Source organism: Knoellia flava TL1 (assembly GCF_000768675.1).
In the GTDB taxonomy this organism is placed as follows: Bacteria; Actinomycetota; Actinomycetes; order Actinomycetales; family Dermatophilaceae; genus Knoellia; species Knoellia flava.
On record NZ_AVPI01000040.1, the window covers coordinates 1 to 9,039 of the forward strand.

Here is a 9,039-nt window from a genome sequence, read left to right on the forward strand (position 1 = left end):
CCCCGCCCGCCCCGCCGGCGCCGACCGCACGGCTGCGGGCCGCTCGGACACCGACGAGGTCGTCGTCCACCGCGGCGACACCCTGTGGTCGATCGCCGCTGCCCACCTCGGCCCCGGCGCCGCGGACGCCGAGGTCGCACGGACCTGGCCGAGCTGGTTCGAGGCCAACCGCGAGGTCATCGGTGACGATCCCGACCTCCTCCTCCCGGGGCAGCTCCTGCGCGTGCCGGACCCGAGTGCGAGCGCCGTCCGATGACCCGCGCGACGAGCAGCCACCTGCGGCCCGTGGCCGTCCACGCCCCCAGCCGCCGCCCGCCTGCGATCCCGCTCGTCGAGGCGATGCAGCGCTCCGCCGACGCGTTCGGCCACCCGGGCTACATCCAGGACGCCCTCGCCGTCGACCTCGCCGCCGCGAGCGACGAGCAGGTCTTCGGCCCGCAGAGCACCGCGCGCGCTGACCTGCCCGACCCGGAGCCGTGGGCCGCGCAGATCGCGCAGGCCATCGTCGAGGTCATGTCGGGGCTGCGTCCCGCTGCCCAGGTCGTGCGGTGGACCACCCCGCAGGTCTATGCCGTCGTCGCGCGTCGCGGCGCGCTTGCCGCCCGCCGCCGGGCGTCCGGGTCACGCGCGTCCGCCTCACGCGAAGGCAGCGGACGGGCCATCGTGCGCTCGGTGCGCGTGTGCGAACCCGCCGACGGGGTCGCCGAGTGCAGCGTGGTCGTCAGCGAGGGGCCACGGGTGCGGGCGATGGCGGTGCGCCTCAGCGGGCTCGACGGCCGGTGGCGGGTCGAGGCGCTCCAGATCGGCTGACCGAAGCAGTCGAGAGTAGGCAAGATCCCGCCTCCACAGGGTGGAAGCGGGATCCTGCCTACTCTCGACTGCTTCAGGCGGTCTTGCCGTGGCACATCTTGAACTTCTTGCCCGACCCGCAGGGGCAGGCCGCGTTCTTCGGCGTCGAGGCGAGCTGCTCCGCCGTGAGACCGCCGCTGCCGTTGCTGCCGGCGTTCGACGCCACATCGCGCTCGACGACCTCGCCGGACTCCGACGGGGCGGTGTAGTGCAGCTGCGCAGGCTGGCGCGGGCGCTCGACACCGACGCCGGCGACCTCGACGTGCGGCGTCGCCAGGGCGTCCTGCGTCTCGGGGGCCTGGGTGCCGTCGCCCGAACCGTCCCCGGAGAGACCGCCGAACATGTCGGAGAACTGCTGGGGCGCCTCGGCGACCTGGGGCGTCGTCGGCTGGTCGACCTGGACGTCGACGTGGAAGACCAGACCGACGGCCTCCTCCTTGACCGACTCGTTCATCGCCTGCCAGAGCTGGAAGCCCTCGCGCTGGTACTCGACGAGCGGGTCGCGCTGGGCCATGGCGCGCAGGCCGATGCCCTCCTGCAGGTAGTCCATCTCGTAGAGGTGCTCACGCCACTTGCGGTCGAGGACCGACAGCATGACGCGACGCTCGACCTCGCGCATGACCTCGCTGCCGAGCGCGGCCTCGCGCGCGTCGTAGGCGTGGTGCGCGTCGGAGAGGATCTCCTCCTTGAGCGTCTCGGCCCGCAGCCCGCCACGCCCGCCGGCCGCCTCGACGACCTGCTCCTGCGTGATCGAGATCGGGTAGAGCGCCTTGATCGCGGTCCACAGCCGGTCGAGGTCCCAGTCCTCCGGGAAGCCCTCAGCCGTCTCCGCGTCGACGTAGCCCGAGACGACGTCGTTGACGAAGAAGCGCATCTGCTCGTGCAGGTCCTCGCCCTCGAGGACGCGGCGGCGCTCGTCGTAGATGACGGTGCGCTGGCGGTTGAGGACGTCGTCGTACTTGAGGACGTTCTTGCGGATCTCGAAGTTCTGCGCCTCGACCTGGCTCTGGGCGGAGGCGATGGAGCGCGACACCATCTTGGACTCGATGGGCGTGTTGTCCTCCATGCCCGTCGAGCTCATGACCCTGTCGACCATGCCGGCGTTGAAGAGCCGCATGAGGTGGTCCTGCAGCGACAGGTAGAACCGGGACTCGCCCGGGTCACCCTGACGGCCGGAACGACCACGCAGCTGGTTGTCGATGCGGCGCGACTCGTGGCGCTCGGTGCCGAGGACGTAGAGACCACCGAGCTCGGTGACCTCCTCGTGCTCGGTCTTGACCCTGGCCTCGGCGTCGGCGAGCGCGGCGTCCCACGCGGCCTCGTACTCCTCGGGCGTCTCGACGGGGTCGAGCCCGCGGTCCTTGAGGGCGGCGACGGCCATGAACTCGGGGTTGCCACCGAGCATGATGTCGGTGCCTCGGCCGGCCATGTTGGTCGCGACGGTGACGGCGCCCTTGAGGCCGGCGTCGGCGACGATCGCGGCCTCGCGCTCGTGGTGCTTGGCGTTGAGGACGGCGTGCTTGACGCCCCGGCGGCGCAGCTGCTCGGAGAGGTACTCGCTCTTCTCGACCGACACCGTGCCGACGAGGACCGGCTGGCCCTTCTCGTGGCGCTCGACGATGTCGTCGACGACCGCGGAGTACTTCGCCTCCTCGGTGCGGTAGACGAGGTCGGCCTGGTCCTTGCGGATCATCGGTCGGTTCGTGCGGATCGGCACGACACCGAGCTTGTAGATCGAGTTGAGCTCGGCGGCCTCGGTCATGGCCGTACCCGTCATGCCCGAGAGCTTGTCGTACATGCGGAAGTAGTTCTGGAGGGTGATCGTCGCGAGCGTCTGGTTCTCGTTCTGGATCGTCACCCCCTCCTTGGCCTCGATGGCCTGGTGCATGCCCTCGTTGTAGCGGCGGCCCTTGAGGATGCGACCGGTGTGCTCGTCGACGATGAGCACCTCGCCGTCCATGACGACGTAGTCCTTGTCCCGGGTGAAGAGCTCCTTGGCCTTGATCGCGTTGTTGAGGTAGCCGATGAGGGGCGTGTTCGAGGACTCGTAGAGGTTGTCGATGCCGAGGTAGTCCTCGATCTTCTCGATACCCGGCTCGAGGACGCCGACGGTCTTCTTCTTCTCGTCGACCTCGTAGTCGCCCCGGCTCGGGATGCCGCGCATCTGGTCGCCGCCCTCACCACGCTCGAGGTGCTGCACGGCCTTGGCGAACTCGCTGTACCACTTCGTCGGCTGGTCGGCCGGGCCCGAGATGATGAGCGGCGTGCGGGCCTCGTCGATGAGGATCGAGTCGACCTCGTCGACGATGGCGAAGTTGTGGCCACGCTGGACGAGCTCGTCGGTCGACCACGCCATGTTGTCGCGCAGGTAGTCGAAGCCGAACTCGTTGTTGGTGCCGTAGGTGATGTCCTTCGCGTACTGCTCGCGCCGCTGGTCCGGCGTCATGTTCGCGAGGATGCAGCCGGTCTCGAGGCCGAGGGCGCGGTGGACGCGGCCCATGAGCTCGGCCTGGTACTCGGCGAGGTAGTCGTTGACCGTGACGACGTGGACGCCCTTGCCCTCGATGGCGTTGAGGTACGACGGCAGGGTCGCGACGAGGGTCTTGCCCTCACCGGTCTTCATCTCGGCGACGTTGCCCATGTGCAGCGCCGCGCCACCCATGATTTGGACGTCGAAGTGCCGCTTGCCGAGGGTGCGCTTGCCCGCCTCGCGGACCGCGGCGAACGCCTCGGGGAGGATGTCGTCGAGGGTCTCGCCGTCGGCCAGGCGGGAGCGGAACTCGTCGGTCATGCCGCGGAGCTCGTCGTCGCTCATCGCGACGAAGTCCTCCTCGATCGCGTTGACCTGGTCGGCGATGTTCTCGAGCTTCTTGACGATCCGGCCTTCACCGGCGCGCAGCAGCTTCTCGACGATCTTCACCACGGGTAGGACTCCTCGTTGAACAACAATGGTCACGCTCGGCCGCCCCGTCGGCATACCGCGGGACCTAGCAAGGGTAGTCGAGCCACACCACCGGTCCGCACGTGACGCGGCTCTCCACAGCATCCAACGCGACGCACCCGTTAATCGGTTCCGGCCCTGCACGCCTGCGTGGTCCAATCCCGTATGCCGTTCCCCGACTCCGTGCCCACCCTCACCGACGGCGTCGTGCGCCTGCGAGCCCACTCCGAGGCCGACGTGGACCGCATCGTCGAGCAGTGCACCGACCCGCTGAGCCTGCGCTGGACCCAGGTGCCGCGCGACTACACGCCCGACATGGCCCGCGAGTGGGTCACCGAGATCGCCCAGGGCTGGGACGGCGACGGGGACCGGCTCTGGGCGATCGAGGAGGTCAGAGGGGCCGACGACGACAAGGGGCGCTTCCTCGGGTCGATCGACCTGCGACCCCGCGAAGCCGGGCGCGCCGAGGTCGGCTACGGCCTCCATCCCGACGCCCGCGGACGCGGCGTCATGGCCCGGGCGCTGCGGCTCGTCTGTCAGTACTGGTTCGACGCCGGCGGCCAGCGGGTCGACTGGCACGCCGAGCGCGGCAACTTCGCCTCATGGGCCGTCGCCCGCGCGGCCGGGTTCACCTTCGTCACGACGCTGCCCGAGCACGTCGCCCACGGCGAGGGCGGCCTCATCGACGCATGGTTCGCGAGCCTCGGCCGCGACGACCCGATGGAGGCCCGCGACGAGTGGGTCACTCCCCCGGTGCTGGAGGCGGACGGCATACGGCTGCGTCCGTGGCGCGACGAGGACCGGGCGAGCGTCGAGGAGCCGAACCACCCGTCGCACCACGTGCCCGAGCGCGCGATCCCCACCGCGCTCACGTGGGACGACTGGATCCAGCGGCGCCGGCTCTTCATGGCTCGCGGGGCGAGCGTCAACTGGGCCATCGCCGACGCCGAGACCGACACCGCGCTCGGCGAGGCGCTCGTCTTCGTCCACGACGGCACGCTGGCCGGGGGCGACACCGCCGAGCTCGGCTACTACCTCTACCCGAGCGCGCGAGGACGAGGGGCGGCCAAGGTCGCCGCCCGGCTGGCGGTGGAGCACGCCTTCGCCCCGCGCGACGAGGGCGGACTCGGGCTGCGCCGGCTCGTCGCCGAGACCGCGGCCGACAACGCCGCGAGCAACGCCGTGCTCGAGGCCATCGGCTTCACCCGGTGGGGCCACGAGAAGGCCGCGACGGCACCCGACGGCTCGGTCGGACCGGCCGACCACTGGGACCTGCTCGCACCGGCTCAGGACTAGCGGACCAGCGCGACGTCGACGTCGGCGAGCCCGAGCCACTGCGCCATGAGGCCGAGCTCCTCGTGGAGCTCGCGGGTGTCGTCGGCGCCTCCGCGCCCGGGCTCCCACGTCACCTGGCGGGCGAGCAACCGGCCGCCGGTGCGGTCGGCCTTGAGGTCGACCCGGCCGATCAGGTCCTCGCCGAGCAGGAACGGCAGCACGTAGTAGCCGTGAACCCGCTTCTCCTCGGGCGTGTAGATCTCGAGGCGGTAGTCGAAGCCGTAGAGGGCGCTCGTGCGGTCGCGCTGCCAGATGAGCGAGTCGAAGGGAGAGAGCAGCGCCCGCGCCTCGATCCGTCGTGGTCGCCTGGCGGACGGGTCGAGGTATGCCGGCCGCCTCCACCCGTCGATCGTCACCGGCACGAGATCGCCGGACTCGACGAGGGCGGCGATGGCGGGCCGGGCCTGCTCGGGCTTGAGCCGGAAGTAGTCGCGCAGGCACTGCTCGGTGCCGACGCCGTGGGCCCGGGCGGCGATCCTGATGAGCTCGACGAACGCGGTCTCGTCGCCGGGTCGCAGCTCGGGCTGCTCGGCCACGTCGCGAAGGTGCGGTGGCAGGACGCGGGAGGGGACGGCATACCGGCGTTCGAACTGCGTCGTGCGTCCGGCGGAGCTCACCTGCCCGGACCAGAAGAGGTGCTCGAGGGCGGCCTTGACGAGCGACCAGTTCCAGCCCCACTGGTCGCGCTCGCGTGGCAGGTCGTGGGCGAGCGCCGCCTCGAGCTGGCGGCTCGTCAGCGGTCCGCGCGCGGCCACCTCGGCGAGGACGGCGTCGACGAGCTCGGGGTGCTCGCGCTTGACCGCCTGCATGCCACCCCAGGACTCGTCGTGGGCGCGCCGCATGCGGAAGTCGAGCAGCGGCCACGTCGACGGCGGGACGAGCGAGGCCTCGTGCGCCCAGTACTCGACGAGACGGCGTGGTGCGCGGTCGCGGGCCCGGTCGACGAGTGCGTGGTCGTAGGGACCGAGCCGTGAGTAGAACGGCAGGTAGTGGCTGCGCGAGACGACGTTGACGCTGTCGATCTGGACGATGCCGACCGTGTCGATGACACGCTGGACGTGCCGGCTCGTCGCCGACCACGGCTCCGGCCGCGGCACCCCGAACCCCTGGGCGGCCAAGGCGATCCGGCGGGCAGCGATCGTGCTCAGACGCGGCGGCATGCGCACATCATCGTCGTCACCGCCGACACTCCGCACAGCGGCGCCTGGACCTGCGACTTGTTGCCCGGATGGGACACTCGCTGGCGCTCGTGTCCCATCCGGGCAACAAGTCGCGTTCTCAGGCCTCGGGCTCGATGAGGTTGCGGCGCATCGCGTAGAGGGCGGCCTCGACGCGGGAGTGGAGCTGGAGCTTCTCGAGGATGTTGCGCACGTGGTTCTTGACCGTGTTCTCGCTGATGAACAGCTGGGTCGCGATCTCCTTGTTGGCCTTGCCCTTGGCGACGAGCGAGAGGACCTCGAGCTCACGGTCGGTGAGGCGTGGTCCGTTGGTGGCGTCCTTGGGGGGCTCGTTGCTCATGCGCGAGAACTCCGCGATGAGCTGGCTGGCCATGTGCGGAGGGATCATCGACTGGCCCGCGTGGGCCATGCGCACGGACTGGGCAATCTGCTCCGTGGGGAGGTCCTTGAGGAGGTAGCCGCTCGCCCCGGCCTTGATGGCCGAGAAGAGGTCGGACTCGTCGTCGGACGCCGTGAGGATGAGGATCTTGGTCCGCGGCGCCTTCTCCTTGATGGCGGTGCAGGCCTCGATGCCGCTGTTGCCGGGCATGCGCACGTCGAGGAGGACGACGTCCGGGTCGAACTCGAAGACCTTCTCCACGGCTTCGACTCCGGACGCCGCCTCCGCGACGATCTCGAGGTCGGGCTCGAGGCCGATGACGGCCTGCATCCCACGACGGTAGAGGTCGTGGTCGTCGGCGATGACGATGCGGATTCGTTCGCCGGCCTCCCCGTGCGTTGAGGCCAGCGAACCCGGCTCATAAGGGGATGCGCTCACGTGGTCATAGTGACACGGCGCTTGTGCCGTAGTGCGAACTTCGGTGAACAACTCCGCCGTCAGGGCCAGAGATCACGCAGGGTGATCAGGACGCAGCGGCCCGTTCGGACTGGCCTGTTGTGGCCATATCGGTGTCGTTCGTGCTCGGCGCGCTGCCGTTGAGGTCGAGGTGCAGCACACCGTAGGACCAGCCTCGCCGGCGATAGACCACGCTCGCCTTGTCGGTCTCGACGTCGTGGAAGAGGTAGAAGTCGTGACCGACGAGCTCCATCTCCTTCAGTGCCTGGTCGAGCGTCATCGGAGTGGACGAGTGGATCTTCTCACGAACCTCGATCGGCGAGTCGCCGAACGCGCCGGTGTCCTCCGGGGAATCCGTCTCGCTCTCGGTCTCGGGCTCGGGCGGCGGGATCGCGGCGGCCATGGCGAGCGACTCCTGGCTGTTGCGCCCGCGGCGGACTGTGCGGTCGTGCTTGCGGCGCAGACGCTCCAGGAGCTTCTCGAGGGCGACGTCCAGCGCGGCGTAGCGGTCCTCCTGGCACGCCTCGGCGCGCACGACGGGGCCCTTGATGTGACAGGTGATCTCCACGCGGTCACAGGCCTTGGACTGTCGGCGGTTCGCTTCGTGGCTGACGACCACCTCGATCCGGCGGGTTCGCGGGGCGAGCTGTTGGACCTTCTCGAGCTTGTCTGCGATGTGCTGCCTGAATCGGTCGGAAACGGTCGTGTGCCGTCCGGTGACGACGATGTCCACTTGTCCTCCTTGGTTCGGGGGCGTGCCTGTGGTGCCTGTCGAGGGCTAGGGGCGGCGGCACCACCTCCGAGGGAGGATCGGTCTCATGCACCGACGTTAGACCTCGGCTCGGACCCTTTCAAGGGCGGGGGTGGCGCAATGTCGGACCACCCCCGGACCGCCGCGTGGTGGCACCGATCGCGGCCGCCAGGACGGACCGCGCACCCGCTTCGCGCAGCGCCCGGGCGGCCTCCGCGAGCGTCGCGCCGGTCGTCACGAGATCGTCGACGACGACGCACACACCTCCCTCCACCGCGCCCCGCTGACGGCTCCGCACGGTCGTCGCGCCGGCCTGGTTCGCGGCCCGCTCGACTGCGTCGAGGGTGGACTGGTCGAGGGTCGTCCGCGTAGCCACGAGCACGTCGGCGACGCATGCCCGCCCGGCCAGGGTCGCCACTGCCGCGGACACGAGGGGACGGAGCGGCACGTCACCGCGACGTCGCCGGGCGCGCGGCGAGCCGGGCACAGGGACGACGAGCAGCCCTCTGCCCCGAAGGGACTCGCGTGCCGCGGCGTCCGCCCCCACCGCCGTGCGGAGGGCCTGCGCGAGCCACGGTGCGAGCACCTTGGCGAGGTCGCGTCGCCCTTCGTCCTTGTATGCCGTGACCACCGCCCGCAACGCGCCGCTCGCCTCCCCAGTGACCCAGCAGGACGGTATACCGGGTGGTGGCGGCGAGGGGACGGCGGGGCGGGCGGAGGCATGGAGGCACCGTGCGACGGCCTCGCGGCAGCCACGGCACAGCGGGGCGCCCGGTCGGTGGCAGAGGGCGCACGTGGCCGGGATGACGAGGTCGACGAGGTCGGAGAGCACCGTGCCAGCGTCGGCGCTGGACCGCTCCCCCACCAGACCGATGGGCGTCCGCTGTGGACAGCACCGGGGTGCCGGAGGGCCTGTGGACGGCCGCGTCGAGGGTCGGCTCAGCGGGCCGGGACGAGGACGTCGGTGCCCTGCCCGAGCGAGATCCACTGCTGGCCGGCGCGGCTGATGACCGTCCCGTCCGAGTTCGTCACGAGGATGTCGCGCTCGCCTCCGGCGGAGGTGATCGAGACGCCCTTCGGGGTCTCGCCCAGTGCCTGCTCCTCGCCGTCGATCGAGAGGACGTAGGGCCTCCGCTGCTCCTGTGCCCCA

General features: G+C 70.6%; 9 protein-coding genes. 3 read left to right on the forward strand and 6 right to left on the reverse strand.

Annotation, left to right across the window (positions count from 1 at the left end; all coding sequences use genetic code 11):
- Positions 1-256: LysM peptidoglycan-binding domain-containing protein (locus N798_RS12325; RefSeq protein WP_035948894.1), on the forward strand; the 256-nt coding region annotated here is incomplete at its 5' end.
- Entirely contained in the window at positions 253-810 is a 558-nt protein-coding gene (locus N798_RS12330) for an Rv3235 family protein (RefSeq protein ID WP_035948896.1), read from the forward strand. The genes N798_RS12325 and N798_RS12330, both read left to right, overlap by 4 nt.
- 73 nt (positions 811-883) lie before the next feature.
- On the opposite strand, the gene secA is transcribed toward N798_RS12330, so the two are convergent.
- The gene (gene secA / locus N798_RS12335) at positions 884-3,772 is read right to left on the reverse strand and encodes a preprotein translocase subunit SecA (RefSeq protein WP_035948897.1); all 2,889 of its coding nucleotides are present in this window, start codon (positions 3,770-3,772) and stop codon (positions 884-886) included.
- Between the two features lie 183 nt (positions 3,773-3,955).
- Between secA and N798_RS12340 the strand changes: the two genes are divergently transcribed.
- The gene (locus N798_RS12340) at positions 3,956-5,086 is read left to right on the forward strand and encodes a GNAT family N-acetyltransferase (protein ID WP_035948898.1); all 1,131 of its coding nucleotides are present in this window, start codon (positions 3,956-3,958) and stop codon (positions 5,084-5,086) included.
- Here N798_RS12340 and N798_RS12345 read toward each other — a convergent pair.
- From N798_RS12345 to N798_RS18420, 5 genes are all read right to left on the reverse strand, one after another.
- On the reverse strand, positions 5,083-6,285 hold the full coding sequence (locus tag N798_RS12345) for a winged helix-turn-helix domain-containing protein (RefSeq protein ID WP_035948902.1): 1,203 nt from the start codon (positions 6,283-6,285) through the stop codon (positions 5,083-5,085). The genes N798_RS12340 and N798_RS12345 overlap by 4 nt on opposite strands.
- 118 nt (positions 6,286-6,403) lie before the next feature.
- Positions 6,404-7,120, reverse strand: coding sequence for a response regulator (locus N798_RS12350; RefSeq protein ID WP_052117286.1), 717 nt, complete (start codon positions 7,118-7,120; stop codon positions 6,404-6,406).
- 85 nt (positions 7,121-7,205) lie between these two features.
- On the reverse strand, positions 7,206-7,871 hold the full coding sequence (hpf, locus tag N798_RS12355) for a ribosome hibernation-promoting factor, HPF/YfiA family (protein WP_035948899.1): 666 nt from the start codon (positions 7,869-7,871) through the stop codon (positions 7,206-7,208).
- 118 nt (positions 7,872-7,989) lie between these two features.
- Entirely contained in the window at positions 7,990-8,721 is a 732-nt protein-coding gene (locus tag N798_RS17850; RefSeq protein WP_035948904.1) for a ComF family protein, read from the reverse strand.
- 107 nt (positions 8,722-8,828) lie between these two features.
- On the reverse strand, positions 8,829-9,039 hold a 211-nt coding region (locus N798_RS18420), incomplete at its 5' end, for a hypothetical protein (RefSeq protein ID WP_035948900.1).